Annotated in this window: 16 protein-coding genes; 8 read left to right on the forward strand and 8 right to left on the reverse strand. The window is 46.1% G+C overall.

All coding sequences use genetic code 11. The annotated features are described in order from the left end of the window. Positions 1 to 131 precede the first annotated feature (131 nt). From FXV75_RS04110 to FXV75_RS04140, 7 genes are all read right to left on the reverse strand, one after another. Positions 132 to 1,085, reverse strand: coding sequence for a glucosaminidase domain-containing protein (locus FXV75_RS04110; protein ID WP_148831308.1), 954 nt, complete (start codon positions 1,083 to 1,085; stop codon positions 132 to 134). 180 nt (positions 1,086 to 1,265) lie between these two features. Continuing rightward, positions 1,266 to 2,234: a glutathione S-transferase family protein gene (locus FXV75_RS04115; protein WP_148831309.1), complete on the reverse strand. Its 969-nt coding sequence runs from the start codon at positions 2,232 to 2,234 to the stop codon at positions 1,266 to 1,268. Positions 2,235 to 2,590: 356 nt separating this feature from the next. Then, complete coding sequence (locus FXV75_RS04120; protein WP_148831310.1) at positions 2,591 to 3,496, reverse strand: carboxylate/amino acid/amine transporter; 906 nt, start codon at positions 3,494 to 3,496, stop codon at positions 2,591 to 2,593. Between the two features lie 141 nt (positions 3,497 to 3,637). Further along, positions 3,638 to 4,771 carry a molybdenum ABC transporter ATP-binding protein gene (gene modC / locus FXV75_RS04125; RefSeq protein ID WP_148831311.1) on the reverse strand — a complete coding sequence of 378 codons (1,134 nt, stop codon included), beginning with the start codon at positions 4,769 to 4,771 and terminating at the stop codon, positions 3,638 to 3,640. Then, positions 4,771 to 5,469 (reverse strand): molybdate ABC transporter permease subunit, encoded by a 699-nt coding sequence (gene modB, locus FXV75_RS04130; RefSeq protein ID WP_148831312.1) that lies wholly within the window; start codon positions 5,467 to 5,469, stop codon positions 4,771 to 4,773. The genes modC and modB overlap by 1 nt, the downstream gene beginning before the upstream one ends. A gap of 11 nt (positions 5,470 to 5,480) precedes the next feature. Next, positions 5,481 to 6,251 carry a molybdate ABC transporter substrate-binding protein gene (modA, locus tag FXV75_RS04135; protein WP_222863085.1) on the reverse strand — a complete coding sequence of 257 codons (771 nt, stop codon included), beginning with the start codon at positions 6,249 to 6,251 and terminating at the stop codon, positions 5,481 to 5,483. 38 nt (positions 6,252 to 6,289) lie between these two features. Then, positions 6,290 to 6,619, reverse strand: a complete 330-nt coding sequence (locus FXV75_RS04140) for a Rieske (2Fe-2S) protein (protein ID WP_148831313.1) — start codon at positions 6,617 to 6,619, stop codon at positions 6,290 to 6,292. A 202-nt stretch (positions 6,620 to 6,821) separates the two neighbouring features. Here FXV75_RS04140 and FXV75_RS04145 point away from each other — a divergent pair, with 202 nt between their 5' ends. Together FXV75_RS04145 and FXV75_RS04150 are read left to right on the forward strand one after the other, a co-directional pair. After that, positions 6,822 to 9,122 carry a transglycosylase domain-containing protein gene (locus tag FXV75_RS04145; RefSeq protein ID WP_148831314.1) on the forward strand — a complete coding sequence of 767 codons (2,301 nt, stop codon included), beginning with the start codon at positions 6,822 to 6,824 and terminating at the stop codon, positions 9,120 to 9,122. Between the two features lie 188 nt (positions 9,123 to 9,310). Next, positions 9,311 to 10,147, forward strand: a complete 837-nt coding sequence (locus FXV75_RS04150; RefSeq protein WP_148831315.1) for a substrate-binding periplasmic protein — start codon at positions 9,311 to 9,313, stop codon at positions 10,145 to 10,147. A 7-nt stretch (positions 10,148 to 10,154) separates the two neighbouring features. Here FXV75_RS04150 and glgA read toward each other — a convergent pair whose 3' ends face one another. Next, the gene (gene glgA, locus FXV75_RS04155) at positions 10,155 to 11,588 is read right to left on the reverse strand and encodes a glycogen synthase GlgA (protein WP_148831316.1); all 1,434 of its coding nucleotides are present in this window, start codon (positions 11,586 to 11,588) and stop codon (positions 10,155 to 10,157) included. Between the two features lie 93 nt (positions 11,589 to 11,681). Between glgA and glgC the strand changes: the two genes are divergently transcribed. The 6 genes from glgC to era all read left to right on the forward strand — a co-directional run bounded on the left by glgC (position 11,682) and on the right by era (position 18,344). Further along, positions 11,682 to 12,935 carry a glucose-1-phosphate adenylyltransferase gene (glgC, locus tag FXV75_RS04160; RefSeq protein WP_148831317.1) on the forward strand — a complete coding sequence of 418 codons (1,254 nt, stop codon included), beginning with the start codon at positions 11,682 to 11,684 and terminating at the stop codon, positions 12,933 to 12,935. Positions 12,936 to 13,248: 313 nt separating this feature from the next. Continuing rightward, the gene (locus tag FXV75_RS04165; protein ID WP_148831318.1) at positions 13,249 to 13,881 is read left to right on the forward strand and encodes a riboflavin synthase subunit alpha; all 633 of its coding nucleotides are present in this window, start codon (positions 13,249 to 13,251) and stop codon (positions 13,879 to 13,881) included. A 180-nt stretch (positions 13,882 to 14,061) separates the two neighbouring features. Then, entirely contained in the window at positions 14,062 to 15,867 is a 1,806-nt protein-coding gene (gene lepA / locus FXV75_RS04170) for a translation elongation factor 4 (protein WP_148831319.1), read from the forward strand. Positions 15,868 to 15,917: 50 nt separating this feature from the next. Then, a complete protein-coding gene (gene lepB / locus FXV75_RS04175; RefSeq protein ID WP_148831320.1) occupies positions 15,918 to 16,742 on the forward strand; it encodes a signal peptidase I in 825 nt (274 codons plus the stop codon). Between the two features lie 17 nt (positions 16,743 to 16,759). Then, positions 16,760 to 17,443 (forward strand): ribonuclease III, encoded by a 684-nt coding sequence (gene rnc, locus FXV75_RS04180; RefSeq protein WP_148831321.1) that lies wholly within the window; start codon positions 16,760 to 16,762, stop codon positions 17,441 to 17,443. Next, on the forward strand, positions 17,436 to 18,344 hold the full coding sequence (era, locus tag FXV75_RS04185) for a GTPase Era (protein ID WP_148831322.1): 909 nt from the start codon (positions 17,436 to 17,438) through the stop codon (positions 18,342 to 18,344). The genes rnc and era overlap by 8 nt, the downstream gene beginning before the upstream one ends. The last annotated feature ends 5 nt before the right edge of the window (positions 18,345 to 18,349 follow it).

An 18,349-nucleotide genomic window follows, 5' to 3' on the forward strand; every position in this document is an offset into this window, starting at 1 on the left:
TAAGAGTGGGTAAAATATTACGGTATTGTAATGAAGGGGGTGACGCATAGCCACCCCTGCACAACGTAAATTCGTCACAATAAGAGACAATTTACGGTGTTTAACCGCTGTTTATTCAGCACAATAGCTGTTTAGGGTTGCTCTGGTTTGACTTGAATGCGATTAAAGCGCCAGAGTTTGTTGTAGTTTATTAGGCTTTCAATTTCTTCAATGTAAGCTTGGCCACGTTCCGAATAATGCTGAAGACCCTGGGATAACGCGAGCCCAGTAATAATGTCATTTTTTTGGCGCAATTGAGCGCGTTCCGCTCTGAGTTGCTTGTAGGCGGCGTTGGTATTTAAGTTGTCAATGTAGGCAAACACCGATTCGCGAGCATCGTTAAACTTACGAACTTCGTGGTCGGCATCGCTGTCTCTTGATTCAGGTACTAGGCCGCAGCCTTTACGAAAACACCATTGACCAAAGTAATTGTTGCCTTGAGTCGCAAACCGCGACATCCCCCAAGCCGATTCGTTAGCGGCTTGAGCCAGTACCAGTGACGCGGGAATGATGTCGAGTCGGTTTAATAAGGCTTTTATATCGTCTTTATTGTAGCTTTCCAGCGGCGCCAGTTTATGGTCTTGACGCAGCTGCGATACCCATTTTATGTCTTTAGTCGTCAGTGTTGTTTGGTTGTTTAGTAAAGTGTTTAAGCGTTCTCTGTCTTTTAGGATGAGTGTGTTTTTCTCATTAATGAAAGGCGTTAAGAAACTAAAAAATGCTTGCTTACGTTCTTTTATATCTACAATCGCCGCAAAGTCAGGGCTGTCTTTTGGGATAGGGTGGGATTTGAAATAACTTTTTTCATCAGACGTGGCTTCGCCTGCTTCTTGTTGAGGTGAATTGGGTTGTGTTGTTTTCTTTATGGGGGGGGGTATTGTGTTTTGATGTGACGGCGCAGTGTCCTGCGCTGGTTCGTTTTGCTCAGTTTGCTTTTGAATATGGGCTTGTTTTGTCTGATTTTGCTCATTTTTTAGGGCGGTTGCTTTCATCCACAGCACGATGATAAGCGCAAATGAGATCACCCAGAGAATTTTCTTTTCCATAAACAACCACAAGTATCCAATATTAATAGCCAGTCAATCACACTAAGCAAGGCTTAGACAACAGGATGGCAAATGAAAAAACAACATTATTATCCTAAAAAAAAACCTATTTTAACAGAGTTTAGCCTAGGCTTCTTTAATTTGCCTTAATTCCTATTGTCCAGCTTGCTTGATCAGTCATTAGAACAGTGTGCTTGGGCCGGCAGGAATGATTTGAGTCGGGTTGATGTTTTTGTGACTGTAATAATAATGGCGTTTTATGTGCTGGATATTCACCGTTTTAGCAATGTTTGGCGTGTGGTATAGGCGCTTCATGTAAGCGTTTAGTTTTGGGTAATCTATAATGCGTTTTAGATTGCATTTAAAGTGACCAAAATACACCGCATCAAATCGAACTAATGTGGTGAAAAGCCGCCAATCGGCTTCTGTTTGTGTTTCTCCCAGCAGATAAGACTGAGCGTCCAAGGTCGCTTCCAAAAAATCTAATGTGTCAAATAGAGGCGTTAATGCTTCCTCGTAAGCCTCTTGTGTCGTGGCAAAGCCGCATTTATAAACACCATTATTGAGTGTGTGGTAAATGCGTTCGTTAAGGGTGTCAATCGCGTCGGCTTTTTCAGCGGGATAGAAGTCTAGGGTGTTGCCGGTTAGATCGTTAAAGGCGCGGTTTAAGATACGAATGATGTCTGATGATTCGTTCGAAACGATGGTGTGGTCTTGTTTATCCCATAAAATGGGGACAGTGACTCGGCCGCTGTATGCGGGCTTTGCTTTGGTGTAAAGCTGATGAGCGAAATGGAAATAGTGGATCGGGTCCCCCATGTCGGTGTGAGCATCGGTAAAGCGATCGTCTTGTTTGAGCTCCCAGCCATGAGTAAGCATGTCAGGGTGCACGCAACTCACGCTGATGAGGTTTTCTAGTTGTTTTAGTTGAATGAAGATCAGCGCGCGGTGGGCCCATGGGCAAGCAAGCGAGACGTACAAATGGTAACGTCCAGCGTGTGCAGGGAAGTGGCTTGGGTTGTTCGGGTCGCATTGGTTGGTTGGGTAAATCCAGTGTCTGAATTCGGATTCACTGCGAATAAATTTGCCTTTACTGGCTTTGGTGTCATACCACTGGTCGACCCATTGGCCTTCTACGAGTAACCCCATTGTAGCGTGTCCTGTTGGTTAAGATGGGTTCTATTATTCATTAAAACGACAGACTTTCGGGGCGCTTTATTGGTCGTATTTGATCGAATGATCCGATCAATAATGATGTTAGTAGGAAAATGGCCACAAAAGTAAAAAACTTGTTCAATCGGTCAGTTTTTTACTTTTGCCTATTGTACTAGCAAAACACCTGTTTATAATCATGCTATTGACAGAACATTGCGGTGTATGACACGTTTTTGTCGTCGCTCAATTACGGTGCCAACGTGGTGTAACAGTTCGCTTTTATGGTGAATGCCTATAGCCATAAAAGTCTCTGTTACGAGGGGGAATGGGGAGCTTTTAGCTCCCCTTTTTTATGGGTTTGTCACGTCAGATCGGGCGTTGGACTGAGCATTGAATGTCTGATTGAACTTACCGGTGAATTTATCATTCACCCACAACGCAAGTAAGATAATTCCTCCTCCGATGCTTAAACGCAGAATGTCGGCATCACGGTTCCAAAAAACCACATTGACAATAATGCCCGCTGGAATGAGTAAGTTGTTGGCCACAGCTAGGGTGCCAATGTTGACCATGGTGGCGCCTTTGTTCCAAGCAAAATAGCCAATGCCTGACGCGACTATGCCCAAGTACGTCAAAATCGACCATTGCAATGTTGTGGTGGGGAGTTTGTCTGGGTTTCCAAGCAGAATATAGCAGGGTATGACCACGGCCAATGCCCCCAAGAAAAACCAGCCAAAGACGGTGCGCTGAGGAAGGTCAGGGCGCTCTTTGGCGATTAAGCGTTTGTAGCCTACCTGCCCGGCTGCAAAGCAAAGATTGGCGCATTGTACGATAATCAGCCCTTTAATAAAGCCTTCATCAATCCCTTGGTAACGAATAGCCACTGCGCCTAAAATCGCAATCAGTGCACTGAAAGCAAAGCCGATATTGAGGCGACGGTCCAGCATGTCATTAATGAGCGTAACGTAGAGGGGCGTCATCACCGTAAACAAGAGCACTTCAGGCACAGACAAATACAGGAACGACTGGTAGTAAAATCCATACATTATGCCCAGTTGTAAGGCACCACATACCATCAATTTTAAAGCGATATTGGCTTCAATCTGACGCAACTTCAGAAACGGTAAGAAAATTACCGTCGCCAAGGCGACACGCATAAGAACAGAAAACCAAGCGTCCACTTGGCCGGCGAGATACACGCCGATTAAGCTAAATGAAAACGCCCACAAGAGAGTGACGGCAATGAGTATTGGCATGTTTTGTAGTCCTGAAAATAATTTCGCCGAGTGTACCGATTTCTGAGATGCGGGTAAAACAGTTTACTTGATTTGTATGACGGGTTTACGGGTGGTTTTTTTGTTCTTTTTAAGGCCGTTTTTGCGTGTGTTCTGGTTGAACTAGCGTACTAAGGCAACGGATTTGATCTGCGCCACCACGGATTGGCCTTTTTTTAGCGATAAGCGATGTGCCGACAAAGCGGTAATGCGCGCCAATACGGGGGTGTGACCAACGAGCAAACGCACCATTACTTTACTCGGGTCCTGCGGGTCATTTTCAATGTCATCGATGTGTGCGGATAAGCGATTAAGAACGCTGGAATCTACCGGTTCGCTCAGCGATATAGTGACGTCTCGGGATGGAATGCGAACACGGACGGCGTCGCCTATTTTTTCTTTCCCTTGCTTGAATGCGAGAGTTTGCTTATTTGGATTTTGATCTTGATCTGCAATGCTAAGCCAAGACAGCCCCCAGCGATCCTCTTGGCGCACAATGGTACCAGACACCACAACGCTGGCCCCCTGATGCCGAGAAAAAGAGGTGCCCAGTTTCCCCAGCAAGGTGTGGGTATCCCCTTGTTCGACGGCGCGACCTTTTTCCAGTAGTACCATGTGGTCGGCCAAACGAATCACTTCTTCCAGTGAATGGCTAACGTACAGAATAGGAATTCGGGCAGATTGGCACAGCTGTTCTAAGTACGGCAGGATGTCTTGTTTGATGGTCTCATCGAGGGCGGATAGGGGTTCGTCCATTAACAGTAATTTAGGTTGTATTAACATGGCCCTTGCCATGGCTACCCGTTGGCGTTCGCCGCCAGAAAGTTGGTCTGGATAATGGGATAAAACGGCTTTTATATTGAGCAGTTGGACGATTTCGTTGTACGAAACAACCGACTGAAAGGGATCGGCTCGTTTTATCGCAAACTGTATGTTTTCGCCAGCCGTTAGATGCGGGAATAGATTGGCATCTTGGAAAACGTAGCCGATGGGGCGCTTGTGTGCAGGCCGGAAATACCCTGGTTGTTGCCAAATTTCACCATTTAAACTGAGGGTGTTTTCTGTGTTGTTTCTGTTGTTTTTTTCTAGTCCGGCTAGACAGCGTAACAAGGTGGTTTTGCCTGAGCCGGAGGGTCCAAATAAAGCGGTGACACCGGAATTTGGCAAGGCTAAATCCAGATCAAGAGAGAAACTCCCTTGTTCGTTGTGGTGTTGAGCCACTTTAATGATCAGCGTATTGTTTTTTATAGATGACATTAAAATACATCGCTGGTTTTAGAGTGGCGGGGGCGTCGTTTTTGAGCTCGATACAAAAGCGTCAGTACCACAAAGGCAAAGGCGATCATTAAGATCGACAATGTGTGAGCGTGTCCGTATTCAAGGGCTTCAACGTGATCGTATATTTGCACCGAAATAACACGAGTTTCATTAGGAATGTTCCCGCCAATCATGAGCACAACACCAAATTCGCCAACCGTATGAGCAAAGCCCAGCACCGCGGCGCTGAGATAGCCGGGTTTTGCCAGTGGCAGCACCACATTAACAAAGGTGTCCAACGGCGAAGCGCGAAGTGTCGCAGCGGCGTCCAATGGGGATTCTCCTACAGCAATAAAAGCGTTCTGGATGGGTTGTACCACAAAGGGTAAAGAATGCAGCATGGACGCCACAACCAAACCAGAAAAGCTGAACGGCAACGGCGTGATACCTAAAGACTCAAGCCATTGCCCCATGGCGCCTTGCGGTCCAAGGAAGATCAATAAATAAAACCCCAATACTGTGGGTGGCAGTATTAAGGGCATGGCCACAATGGCATTTATTGGGCCTTTTAACCATGACTGGGTTCGAGCTAACCACCAGGCGATGGGCGTGCCGATGATCATTAACAATACGGTCACTATGGTGGCGAGCTTTAAGGTCAGCCAGATAGCGTCCAGGTCTTCTGAACTGAGTGACACGGTATTTCCTCCTATTCTGCGTAACCCATGTTAATGATCTGAGCCTGTGTGTCTGCACGCATCAAAAATGTCATAAACGTGGCGGCTAAGGCTTTGTTTTCTGATCTCGATAGTATTACGCCCCCTTGGTTGATGGGGCGGTACAGTTTAGTAGGGATATCTTTGGTATACCCTGTGATGCGGCCTGAGCGCACTTGCGAGAGCGCGACAAACCCAAGGTCGGCATTTTGTGAGTAAACAAATTGGTAGGTCTGGCTGATGTTTTCACCCTGAACCCGTTTGGATTCCGTACTGTCCCACCGTGTTAAGTGTTTCAATACGTCTTCAGCGGCTTTGCCATAAGGCGCCAAAGTAGGGTTGGCAATGGCGATACGATTGGCGTTGACGACGGCGGCTTCAAGTGTCAGTGCGTTTATCGGCTTTACTGACCAAAGCACCAGCTTGCCTTTGGCGTAAATAGTCAGGCTGTCAGGAAGGGCTAATTGTTCCTTACTGAGCGCGCGTGGCTTGACCAGATCGGCCGACAAAAAAACATCGAATGGGGCGTTGTTTTTGATTTGCGCATAAAACTTCCCAGAGGAGCCAAAGGACAGTCGAAGTGAGTGCCCAGTTTCTTGTTTAAACTGCGTCGCAATTTTTTTAATAGGGGCAATGAAGTTAGATGCGACAGCGATACTTAACTCCCCCGCAACTGACCGGGATGGCATCACAATGAGCAGTGTCGTGAGCAAAAACACGCTCAAAGCCCTCCCCATGGCATTAACAAAACGGTAAGACTTCACGGCTTCGCTCTTGATGAATTGTCTGAGTGGTTGGGTGACTAGGCAATTAATAAATAACAATTGCCTTGTTCAATGCCCACTGTGGCTTTTTTTAGATGGCTGCCTTGGCATGGACCGGTAATGCAAGTGCCGTCCAACGGTGAGAAAAGTGCGCCATGATGATGGCACTTTAGATAATCTTCGTCGTCGTCTAATACCGAGTCAGACGCTCCATGAAGGGGCTTTTTTTGATGCGGGCATAGGTTTTCGTAGGCAATAATTTTGCCTTGCTGCTTGGTCACAACAAAGCGGTATTTTTCTACTTCGATATTAAGCGCCTTGCCTTCAGGAAGATTTTGCGCATTAGGGATTAGATGCTTATTAAACACGTGATTACCGCACTTTTTTATAATAAATGTTTTGAAATCATAGTCGACTGGCACCACAAAAAAAGCGCAACAAATCGACTACATAAAACGCTTGTAATCAACGCACTCTAAAGTGCGATGAGTGATGAGTCAATATGTAAGAATTGTGTTAGTTTTTAACGGGCGTTGCTTGCGTGCAGTAAGCTCCCTATACTTGACGCATATGGCTAAGAAAACTCCTGCAAAATCCTCACGTAAGTCCTCGAAAAAATCGAAACGACGCGCCAAACCTTCTTTTTTGAAGAGGCTATGTCTTGCCTGTTTAAAATGGCTGTTTATTGTTGGTCTGTTGGCCAGTTTGCCTTTTTCCCTCTGGGTTTGGTGGCTCAATGGTCAGGTGGTTGCCCGATTTGAAGGGCAAAAATGGCAAGTCCCCTCCGAGGTGTACAGCGCACCGATTGTGCTTACCAATGGCGCTCCGTGGAAAAAGCAAGATTTAGAGGCGCTATTAGAAGAAACGGGCTATCGCTTTGGTCGAAATAGCCAAAATGTCGGTTGGGCAGCACGAAGCAGTACAAAGGTAAGTGCTCACTTACGTTCATATGTTGATCAGTCTGGCTTCCACGACAGTCAAAGGCGCATTTTTTCGTTTCAAAGCGGTCACTTGGTTATTCAGACCTTAAGTGGGGACGAGGTCACAGAAGCGAGAATAGAGCCTCAACGTATTGGCTACTTGTATGGGGGTAATACAGAAAGTCGCCAAATATTGACGTATGAAGAGATCCCCAAGCCGCTAATTGACATTCTTATTGCGGTGGAAGATCAAGATTTTTACCAACATTGGGGGATTTCACTGACGGGCATGGCTCGAGCTGTGGTTGTTAATCTGACTCAAGGTGCGAGACGTCAAGGTGGGTCTACCCTGACGCAGCAGTTAGTTAAAAATATGTATTTAAGTTCTGAGCGGACTTACACGCGCAAACTCACGGAAGTGGTGATGAGTGTGTTGCTTGAATACCATTATTCAAAGGCGTCGATTATTACGGCGTACATGAACGAGGTGTATCTGGCGCAATTGGGCAACAGCGCGCTGCATGGTTTTGCTGCAGCGAGTGAGCATTTTTTTGGTCGCCCTTTAAACGAATTAAATATTGATGAAATGGCGTTATTAGTGGGCATGGTTAAAGGTCCTTCTCTTTATAACCCAGAACGCTCGCCAGTGCGTGCCAAAGACCGGCGTGACACGGTACTTGGAGTACTAAAGAGCCAGGGGCGTTTGTCGGCTGAGGGCTACCGTCGTTCAGTAAAGCAGCCCATTCGTCTCGCGGATAAAAAGAAACAGCGTTCTGTGTATGGGGATTATTTAGATTTAGTCGCATTGCAATTGTCACGAGACTTTGATGAAACGACGTTGGCAACGCAAAATTTGCGCATTTATACCGGTGTTGATATTCGGGCTCAGCGCACAGCGAGTGCTGCGATGCAGCGCCAAGTTGGTGTATTAGAAAAAAATGACAAAAAACTAAAAGGTTTGCAAGGCGCCATGGTCGTCACCGATAGAGTGTCGGGGCAGGTCCGTGCCGTAGTGGGCTCCAGTGATCAGTATTACACGGGCTTTAATAGGGCGTTGGGCGCGGTTAGGCCGATTGGCTCTTTGGTCAAACCGCCCTTGTATTTATCGGCTTTAGCAACAGGGCGTTACACTTGGTGGACACAGATCGACGACAAACGCATCAAATTTAATGTGGGAGGGCAGATTTGGCAGCCAGAAAATTATGATCGTAAGGTGCATGGCGTGGTTCATCTTTATGAGGCGATGGCGAAGTCGTACAATTTGGCCACCGTATCTTTGGCCGAGCAAATTGGTTTTGATCGAGTGGGTGATACATTACGCCAGTTAGGGGTTAAGCGGCCTTTTACTATGCATCCTGCCGTCGCTTTAGGTTCTTTGGAGTTGTCGCCTTTTGAAGTGTCTCGCCTTTATCAGCCCATTGCTTCACAAGGCAAGAGCAGTGAGCTGGGCGTTGTGCTTGCTGTGATGGATCAAAAAGATCGACTTTTAAAACGGTTTGATCAAGCCAAAGACGTGCCCTTTACCGACGCCTTACTCGCGGTGACGTTGGAGGGTATGACCCAAACACCACAGATTGGTACGGCGCGAGCCGCTCAGTCAGTCTTCCCTAATCTGCGTTTTGCGGCCAAAACAGGCACCACAAATCAACAAAAAGACAGTTGGTTTGTCGGGATTACGGGCGGTTATTCGACCACCGTGTGGTTGGGGGACGATGACAATGTGCCGCTTAGTATCACCGGCAGCAGCGGTGCACAAAAGGTGTGGATCGATTTTATGCGTGGAATGAACCCAATGTCTTTGCCGATCATTCTACCGCCTGGCGCGGCGCGTTTTAATCTGGTGGATGATGAGTTCAAACTAGCGAGTGATCGCTGTAATAATACGGTATCACTGGCCTTTATTTTGGGAACGGAACCAAAAGACAGTCGTTCATGTTTGTGGCCTTTTTAGGAAAGTTTCGTGTTTATGCACTAGTATTATTAACAGCGTCAAAATAATGTTGTTAACAATGTCAAGCGTAGTGTGATTGTGTAAGTATTTTTAGAGGTCTCGTAGTTTGTTAAATGAAAAAATTATTACGTAATTTACGTGTGCTGAGTGTTTGGCATTGAGTGTTATCACACCAAGGGGTGACTTGTATGCGGCTCTATCTACATTTAATAGGGTGTTTGTTGGGATTGATCCTGGTCCTGTCGAACACCAGCGTTGCTGCTGAAAAAGCCGCTGTCACGTCGTCGTGTCGCGCTTTAACGGCGTCAGGAAATGCAGAATACCCGCCCTTTTTATGGCGCCAGAAAGACATGGTTAATGAGTTGATGGGCATTAATCGCCTCATTATCGACGAACTCAGCCGCCGCATCGAGATACCGATTGCATTAACCTATGTCGGCCCGTGGTCACGAGCTCAGGGAGACGTGAAGAACGGCCGAGTGGATCTGTTAGCGGGCGCGTTTTACACCAATGAGCGCGCAAACTATATGGATTACTTTGCCCCTGTGCTGCTGCATACCACCAGCGTGGTGTGGCAGAGCAAAGATAAGCCCTTTGTGTTCCATCAAAAAGAAGATTTACAGGGAAAGTGGGGTGTTACTGTTATTAATAACAGTTTAGGGCAAGAATTTGATCAGTATGCGAAGCGCAATTTAAATATTTTGTCAGTAGCCAGTATTTCACAAGCCTTACGAATGTTAGCCGCGGACCGAGTAGACTACGTTTTATACGAAAAAAATCCGGCTTACGCGTACGCTTCTTTGCTTGGGTTGTCTGATTCTGTTGTGTCTATGTCACCTCATTTAAGCAGTGAGGGTTTGTATCTGACCATGTCTAAGCGGTCTTCATGCAACAACCCCGTTGTAAAGCAGGCGATCGTTGAGGCATTGCAAAAGATGCAACAAGAGGGGTTTACCGATCAGGCCATTCTTGAGGGTGTGCAAGCTTGGGAAAGCCAAGCTCGCAGCGATATATCCCTAAATTAGCGCCACTTTACTGATTCAGCAGCGAGCGGTATAAGCTCACCCATTGATCGGTCACAGCGTCCCAGCTGTGATTGCATTGCATGGCATTTTTTTGTTTTTGCAACCAATGAGGTGTGTCGTAAAAACACGCCATAGTGCGTTCCATTGCGGCTTGCAAATCGTCTTTGTTGGCTTCATGGAAAACAAACCCATTGGGGTTATCGCCGCCTTCAAAAACCGTGTCAGCAAGCCCTCCTGTGTGTCTGACAACGGGTAATGTGCCATATTTTAGCGCATACAGTTGAGTCAACCCACACGGTTCAAAGCGTGAAGGGATAAGCAGAGCGTCGATGCCGGCTTGGATTCGATGAGAATAGTCTTCAAAATAACCAATGCGAACGGCGACCTGAGTTGGGTATTGTTCTTGTAGCTGAAGGTAGCGTGTTTCTAATGATGCGTCTCCAGCCCCAAGTACGACCAAGCGTGCGCCTTTTTGCAATAAGGCAGGCATCGCTTCCAGTATAAGGTCTAAGCCCTTTTGTTCAGTGAGTCGACTGACAACCCCAAATAAAGGGAAAGTAATGTCTTCGGATAAATGATTCTCTTGTAGCAAGGCAAGCTTGTTCGCTTGTTTTTGTCCAAGCGTATTGGCGCTGTATTGATGTGCAATGTGCGCGTCCTTTTCAGGCGACCACTGATCGTAATCAACACCATTTAAAATGCCGATTAACTTAGTTTGCATTGCACGGAGCGTTCCATCTAACCCGTCTCCATACTCGGGCGTCAGTATTTCTCTGGCGTAAGTTGGGCTGACGGTGGTGATCGCATCGGCGTACACTAAGCCCGCTTTTAATCCTGAGAAGCGCCCATAAAATTCCATACCATGCAAACTGAGTAATTCCGACGACAGATGCAGATCAGAAAATTGATCCATGTCAAAACTTCCGTTATAACGTAAATTATGTACGGTGGTCACAATCGGCGGATGATCAACTTTCCAGCTTTCAAGATACGCCGCGGCAAAACCCGTTTGCCAGTCATTCAAATGAAGTATGTCGGCCTGCCATTGTGTAAGCTCACCGTCACACGCCAGCCTCGCTGCTGCCCATGATAATGCCGCAAAACGAACGTGATTATCGGTAAAGTCGATACCCTGTTTGTCTACGTAAGGCCCGTCATCGCGTTCATAAAGTGCTTGGCATTGCACGAGCCAAACAGGTATGTTGTTTTCAGGGATACAGGTTTCGAGTAGGATCAAATCCCCTACGCCAAATGGGTTTCCTAGGTTGATCGTGTTTTGAATTGGCGCTACCTTTTCAAGTATGCCTCGGTAAGCAGGCATAATGAGTTTGACGTCATGACCCTTTTTCCTTAAGGCGACAGGCAGTGCACCAGCCACATCGGCCAGTCCTCCTGTTTTAATGAGAGGGTAGATTTCGGAGGCAGCAAAGAGTATTTTCATTATCAGTCATCTTGTTGATTAGGAATAATGATTAGAGTATACCTTAATCATACTTCTATTAGAGTGTGTTGATAAAAATTTTAAGGGCATCACATGGATTTAAATACAGCGCGCATGAAAACTCTGTCCATTATATTAGCCGGTGGACGTGGCTCAAGACTTAAACAATTAACGGATAATCGTTCGAAACCTGCGGTTCCTATTGCCGGTAAGTACAAAATTATTGATTTTCCATTGTCCAACTGCATCAACTCAGGGATGCGTCGGATTGCGGTGCTGACTCAATACCGGTCACACACGTTAAACCAGCACGTACAACGTGGTTGGAATTTCTTACGCTCGGATTTCAACGAATTTATCGAGCTTTGGCCGGCTCAGCAACAAACGGGCAGTGATTGGTATCGAGGTACGGCGGACGCGGTTTATCAGAATTTAAGCATGATCGATAGTTTAGACAGTGAATATATTTTAATCCTCGCGGGAGATCACGTTTATAAACAAGATTACAGCGTGATGCTGGAAGATCATATTGAAAGTGGTGCCGACGTGACGGTGGCCTGCATTGAGGTACCGATTGAAGAGGCGGATCAATTTGGTATTATGCACGTGGACGAAGGTGACAATATTATTGCCTTCGAAGAGAAACCTTCCAATCCTCCTACCGTGCCTGGTAAACCCAATGTGGCGTTAGCCAGCATGGGGATTTATATATTTAATACGAAATTTCTATCTGAAAATTTACACTCAGACGCCAGTGATGATGATTCTAGCCATGACTTTGGTAAAGATCTTATCCCGCTTTTCGTGGGTCGCAGTAAAATCAAAGCGCACCATTTTTCGCGCAGTGTGATCAATAACCCCAGTTACCCAAGTGCGCCTTACTGGCGTGATGTGGGTACGTTAACGGCTTATTGGGAAGCGAATATGGATCTAACACGCCTCGTCCCAGAATTGGACTTGTACGACGAAGAATGGCCCATCCGCACCATGCAATATCAGCGCCCTGCGGCGAAGTTTAATTACAACTATGAAGAGCGCATCGGGACGGCTTTAAACTCTGTCGTTTCAGCAGGTTGTATTGTGTCTGGTTCGACGGTAGAACAGTCTATTTTATTCAATAACGTACGGGTCAATTCGTATTCCCATGTGGATAAGTCGGTGATTTTGCCGCGCGGGGACATTGGGCGTCATTGTCGTTTAACCAAAGTGATTGTGGATTCTGATTGCTGCATTCCGGAAGGCACAGTTATTGGCGAAGACGCAGTGGCGGATGCGGCTCGATTCTATCGTAACTCCGACGGAATTACCTTGGTGACACAAGCCATGATAGAAGCACTGCAAGACTGATTAAGCGTTCCTGTACCAATAAGCCTCAGCCTTTTGCTGGGGCTTTTTTATGGCTTGATTTTTGGGGGTATGATTGAAAAATGCTAAAGTGGTCGCATAAGTAGAATCTAAGTGTTTTTTTACTCATCATGTAAGTAAGAAGAGGTTATCCCCGTAACCTGTGGATAACCCTATTGGTGATGCTGTGATAACTCATGCAAAAGCAGTCACGGCAACGCTTTGATGATAGGTGTACGTTTCTTCTTCAGTTTTTCAATCTTGATACGATGTTGCATACGTATCTCGATTATTTTTCCTATTAATGAGGTCTTTTATGTTTACGGGTATTGTTCAGGGTAAGGCAACGGTCAAGCTTACAAACCAGGTGGGGCGTAACAAACGCCTTGTTATTGATTTCCCTACAGGCGTTATGTTGGGGCAGCAACTTGGGGCCAGTGTGGCCATTAACGGTGTTTGCCTTACCGTGTCTGACATGACCCATGACGAGCTGACATTTGATGTCATCGATACGACGTTGGCATTAACCAATGTTGGTTTGTTGCAAACCGGCGATATAGTGAACTTCGAACGAGCGGCCAGAATGGGCGATGAGGTCGGAGGGCACATTATGTCTGGCCATATTATGACGTCTGTTGCGGTGTCACGAGTCGAAAAAGTAGAAGACAGTGTGCATATTCGTTTTACCACAGATCGCCAAAACGAAGTGGATGCTAGGCGGTATTTGTTCGATAAGGGGTATGTGGGGCTTAATGGTGCGAGCTTAACCATCAGTGCCATTGGCGATGATTGGCTGGAAGTCTCCTTAATACCAGAAACCTTGCGGTTAACCACATTTGATAAATTGACAGTGGGTGATCGGGTCAACCTTGAAATAGACGCCCACACGCAAGCCACCGTAGACACAGTTGAGCGTATTTTAAAACAGCGTGGCATTGTTCTACCTTAAGCGGATTATTGTTTGTATGCAGAGCACGCCAATAGAATGGGTGAAGGGCGATTGAGTTCGCCTTTGAAATAAATGGAGTCCTTGCTTGATTTTCGGTAGAATGCTCGCCAATTTCTATCCTGAATGCGAGTGTATTCGCTGGTGTTCATCCAAACATCGCTTTTAAAGTGTGAGTAAATAGTGTCCTCTAATAATCTTAAGCACATACGCAATTTCTCGATCATTGCGCACATTGATCACGGAAAATCCACATTAGCCGACCGTTTCATTCAAACCTGCGAAGGTCTGAGCGAGCGTGAAATGTCTGCCCAAGTTCTTGATTCTATGGATATTGAGCGTGAGCGCGGTATCACTATCAAGGCGCAAAGTGTGACCTTGGATTACCATGCTAAAGATGGTCAAACTTATCAGCTAAATTTCATTGATACTCCAGGGCACGTGGATTTTTCCTACGAAGTGTCTCGTTCCCTAGCGGCTTGTGAAGGCGCCTTGCTAGTAGTCGATGCGGCGCAAGGCGTGGAAGCTCAGTCCGTAGCAAACTGCTATACCGCGATCGAGCAGGGTCTCGAAGTTATGCCGGTGTTGAATAAAATCGATTTGCCTCAGGCCGAACCAGAGCGAGTCAGTGCCGAGATAGAAGAAATTATCGGTATCGACGCAATGAACGCGGTGACATGCTCTGCTAAAACTGGCATGGGGGTAGACGATGTTTTAGAGCGTCTAATCGCGACTATTCCACCGCCAGAAGGCGATGTTGATGCACCACTCCAAGCACTGATTATTGACTCTTGGTTCGATAACTACTTGGGTGTTGTTTCTTTAGTGCGTATTAAGCAAGGTACCTTGCGCAAGAAAGACAAAATTTTCATCAAATCGACTAAGCAAACGCACCCTGTTGATATGACCGGTATTTTCACGCCTAAGCGCAAAGAAACCGGTGTGTTAAGAGCGGGAGAAGTGGGCTTTGTCGTGGCAGGCATCAAAGACATCCATGGCGCCCCAGTAGGCGACACCATCACTCATGCTTCTACGCCCAATGTGGCTCAGTTGGCGGGTTTTAAGAAAGTAAAACCTCAGGTGTATGCGGGTGTTTTCCCTGTTAGCTCAGACGATTATGAAGATTTTCGTGTGGCGCTGGATAAGTTGACATTGAACGATGCGTCTTTGTTTTTCGAGCCGGAAAGCTCTGATGCATTAGGGTTTGGTTTCCGTTGTGGTTTCCTTGGCATGCTGCACATGGAAATCATTCAAGAGCGTTTAGAGCGCGAATACAATTTAGACCTGATCACCACGGCGCCAACGGTTGTCTATGAAATTGAGCTAAACAATGGCGACGTAATCAACGTTGATAGCCCGTCTAAAATGCCCGATTTAGGCACTATCAAAGAAATGCGCGAGCCGATCGTTGAAGCCAATATTTTGGTCCCGCAAGAGTACTTGGGTAACGTGATTACCTTGTGTATTGAAAAGCGTGGTGTTCAAAAAGACATGCTCTACGTCGGTCGTCAGGTGCAATTGCGCTATGAATTGCCTATGAATGAAGTCGTTATGGACTTTTTTGACAAACTCAAATCATGCAGTCGTGGTTTTGCGTCATTGGATTACAGTTTTTCTCACTTCAATGCGGCGCCGTTAGTGCGTTTGGATATATTGATAAACGGTGAGCGAGTCGATGCGTTAGCCTTGATCATGCACAAAGACAACGTGCAATACAAAGGCCGTGCCTTATGTGAAAAAATGAAAGAGCTGATTCCTCGTCAGATGTTCGATGTGGCAATTCAAGGCGCCGTTGGCGCGAAAGTGATTTCTCGTACGACGGTAAAGGCTTTGCGCAAAAACGTGATCGCCAAATGTTACGGTGGCGATGTTAGCCGTAAGAAAAAGCTATTGCAGAAGCAGAAAGAAGGTAAGAAACGCATGAAGCAAGTGGGTAACGTAGAAGTACCTCAATCCGCTTTCCTTGCGGTTTTGCAGTTGGACAGCTAGCCAGTTAATCAACGGGCGTGTATTTGCACGCTTTGGTGGAGTAAGTAAGTATGGGTTTTGATTTCGAGTTGATACTGGCCATCGCATTTTTGGTGACGGGTGTGTTTTGGATCTATGATCGTATTGTGTATTTGCCGAAGCGAAAGTTGGCATTGGCAAACATGACGCCTGAAGCACGTGGTGCTATAAACAAAGAAGCGCAACAAAGGCTAGCGCAAACACCGCGTTTTGTTGTTGAAGTGAAATCTTACTTTGTGATTATTGCGGTCATTTTTGGCTTACGTTCGTTTGTGGTCGAACCTTTTCAAATTCCCTCAGGCTCTATGTTGCCGACGTTAGAAATCGGTGACTTTATTCTGGTGAATAAATTTGAGTACGGTCTGCGTTTACCCGTGTTGAACACCGTGATTATCCCTACGACAGAACCTAAACAAGGGGATGTGGTGGTGTTTAAATATCCGCGTGATCCTAGTTTAAATTACATTAAACGTTTGATTGGCTTGCCGGGAGATACGGTAGCCTATCGTAATAAAGTGCTGACAGTGAATGGTACGCCAGTGAGTAAAGCGTTTTTGGCGAAACTGCCCATTTCGTTAAACCCAAGTCAAGAGCCAGTGGATGTATTTTCTGAGCAATTAGGCGACGTTCAACACGATATATACAACAGTTATCGTTTTACCCCACAAGAAGGCGAGTGGACGGTTCCGGCTGGACATTACTTTGTGATGGGCGATAACAGAGACAACAGCGCAGACAGCCGTTTTTGGGGCTTTGTGCCAGATGAAAACATGAAAGGCCGCGCTTTTTATGTTTGGCTGCATTGGGATGAGTTTTTAAGTCTCCCAAGCTTTAAAAATAACGGTTTGATTGAATAGTATTTTTTGGAGAAATTTTGAGTTCATCGTATCAGAAGCTGAGTCGGCGAATAGGGTACTTTTTCGCTGACCTTGGACTGCTTGAGCTGGCGCTAACGCACCGTAGTTTTGGTGGCAAAAATAATGAGCGCCTTGAGTTTCTTGGTGATTCAATCCTTAACTATGTGATTGCGGAAGATTTATTTCACCGTTTTCCTAAGGCCAAAGAAGGTGAATTGAGTCGGCTGCGAGCCTCTTTGGTGAAGGGTGACACCTTGGCCGAACTGGCAAGAGAGTTTGAGCTTGGTGACTATCTTAAATTGGGGGCTGGCGAATTAAAAAGCGGTGGTTTTAGACGTGACTCTATCTTAGCGGATACGGTTGAGGGCATTATTGGCGGCATGTATTTAGACGCTGGTATGGACGTTTGTCGTCAACATATCTTGGCGTGGTACAAAGAGCGTTTAGACGCAACGTCTTTAAAAATAGTGACCAAAGACGCCAAAACACGTCTTCAAGAATATCTACAAGCTCGTAAGCATGCTTTGCCTCAATACGAAGTGGTGAACATTGTTGGCGAACCCCATGATCAATTGTTCTATGTGCATTGCTTTATTGAATTGTGTGAAGAGGCGATTGAAGGCAAGGGCAACAGTCGCCGTATTGCTGAGCAAAACGCCGCGACGAAAGCCTTGAAAAAACTGGAAAAGAAACATGTCTGACGTTGAAGTTGAAGTAACGCACTGTGGTTATATCGCCATAGTTGGGCGCCCTAATGTGGGTAAATCTACCCTGTTGAATCATATATTGGGTCAAAAACTGTCGATTACTTCCCGTAAGCCGCAAACCACTCGCGATCAGATTTTGGGTGTGAAAACCGAAGGTCATGTGCAGGCAATCTACGTTGATACTCCTGGATTGCATTTGGGGGAAGCAAAAGCCATTAACCGTATCATGAATAAAACCGCGGCAGCGGCATTGAAAGATGTGGATTTGGTGTTGTTTGTCATTGATGCTGATCGCTGGACGGAAGAAGACGAATCTGTGTTGCAAAAAGTCAAGCAGGCTCGTTGTCCAGTGATTTTAGTGGTCAACAAAGTGGATCAACTGGATCAAAAAACCGACCTGTTGCCGCGTTTGGCGAATTTATCCGATCGCATGAACTTTGCTCAAATTGTCCCTATTTCGGCTTTGCGTAACAATAACCTAGATCGTTTAGAGCGTTTGGTCGAAAGCTACATGCCAGAAGGAACGCAGTTTTACCCTGAAGATCAGATTACCAATCGCAGTTCGCGTTTTTTAGCGGCTGAAATTGTGCGTGAAAAAATCACGCGTCAGCTAGGGCAGGAAGTGCCTTATGAAGTGGCGGTGCAAATTGAAGAGTTTGTTTACGAAGAGTCAGCGATTCACATAAGTGCGCTTATTCTGGTTGAACGTAATGGTCAAAAACGCATTATTATCGGCGAACGTGGCGATAAAATTAAGCTAATTGGCAAAGAAGCGCGCATTGATATGGAAAACTTATTTCAACATAAGGTAATGCTTAATCTTTGGATCAAGGTTCGTTCGGGTTGGTCAGACGACGAGCGCGCGCTTGCGAGCTTAGGTTATCAGGAAGAGTAAGTCGA

The sequence above is a fragment of the Marinomonas sp. IMCC 4694 genome, assembly GCF_008122525.1.
In the GTDB taxonomy this organism is placed as follows: Bacteria; Pseudomonadota; Gammaproteobacteria; order Pseudomonadales; family Marinomonadaceae; genus Marinomonas.

Bases quoted from the DNA above. Each gene is read 5' to 3' on its own strand.
- lepB (WP_148831320.1), top strand. From the start codon at position 15,918: ATGGGTTTTGATTTCGAGTTGATACTGGCCATCGCATTTTTGGTGACG.
- era (WP_148831322.1), top strand. From the start codon at position 17,436: ATGTCTGACGTTGAAGTTGAAGTAACGCACTGTGGTTATATCGCCATA.
- FXV75_RS04110 (WP_148831308.1), bottom strand. From the start codon at position 1,085: ATGGAAAAGAAAATTCTCTGGGTGATCTCATTTGCGCTTATCATCGTG.
- glgA (WP_148831316.1), bottom strand. From the start codon at position 11,588: ATGAAAATACTCTTTGCTGCCTCCGAAATCTACCCTCTCATTAAAACA.
- FXV75_RS04165 (WP_148831318.1), top strand. From the start codon at position 13,249: ATGTTTACGGGTATTGTTCAGGGTAAGGCAACGGTCAAGCTTACAAAC.
- FXV75_RS04150 (WP_148831315.1), top strand. From the start codon at position 9,311: ATGCGGCTCTATCTACATTTAATAGGGTGTTTGTTGGGATTGATCCTG.
- modC (WP_148831311.1), bottom strand. From the start codon at position 4,771: ATGTCATCTATAAAAAACAATACGCTGATCATTAAAGTGGCTCAACAC.
- FXV75_RS04115 (WP_148831309.1), bottom strand. From the start codon at position 2,234: ATGGGGTTACTCGTAGAAGGCCAATGGGTCGACCAGTGGTATGACACC.
- FXV75_RS04145 (WP_148831314.1), top strand. From the start codon at position 6,822: ATGGCTAAGAAAACTCCTGCAAAATCCTCACGTAAGTCCTCGAAAAAA.
- FXV75_RS04120 (WP_148831310.1), bottom strand. From the start codon at position 3,496: ATGCCAATACTCATTGCCGTCACTCTCTTGTGGGCGTTTTCATTTAGC.
- glgC (WP_148831317.1), top strand. From the start codon at position 11,682: ATGGATTTAAATACAGCGCGCATGAAAACTCTGTCCATTATATTAGCC.